Annotated in this window: 1 pseudogene; it reads right to left on the bottom strand. The window is 69.4% G+C overall.

The annotated features are described in order from the left end of the window. Nucleotides 1-529: pseudogene (locus ACI3KS_RS19660) on the bottom strand (oligopeptidase B); the annotation flags it as partial.

Here is a 529-nt window from a genome sequence, read left to right as displayed (position 1 = left end):
GGTGAACAGCTTCACGTCGTCGTCGACCGGGGTGCCGATCTCGTGCAGCCACACGGTGTCGGGGCGCCAGGCGTCGTCGACGGTCGTGTAGACGATGAAGCGACCGTCGGGCGAGAACGAGGCCCCGGCGAATGTGTCGGGGATCTCGTCGGTGAGGTTCTCGCCGGTCGCGAGGTCGCGCACGCGGAGGGTGTAGCGCTCGTCGCCGGCGACGTCGACGCCGTACAGCATCCGCTGCCCGTCGGTGGAGACCTCGAAGCTGCCGAGCGAGAAGAAGTCGGTGCCCTCGGCCTCGATGTTGCCGTCGAGGAGAACCTGCTCGCCGGGGACGGGCTCGCCCGGGGTGAGCTCGGGGGGCGTCCAGTCGTCGGGCGAGGCGAGGGGAGCACGGCATTGGATGCCGTACTGGCTGCCCTCTACGGTTCGGCCGTAGTACCACCATGCGCCGCGGCGGCTGGGGACGGACAGGTCGGTCTCCAGGGTGCGGCCCTTGATCTCCTGGAAGACCTGTTCGCGGAGTCCCTCGAGA

The sequence above is a fragment of the Microbacterium sp. ZW T5_45 genome (genome assembly GCF_044987415.1).
Classification (GTDB): Bacteria; Actinomycetota; Actinomycetes; order Actinomycetales; family Microbacteriaceae; genus Microbacterium.
Note: the sequence above shows the minus strand (reverse complement) of the source record. Positions and strands in the feature narration are given on the sequence as shown.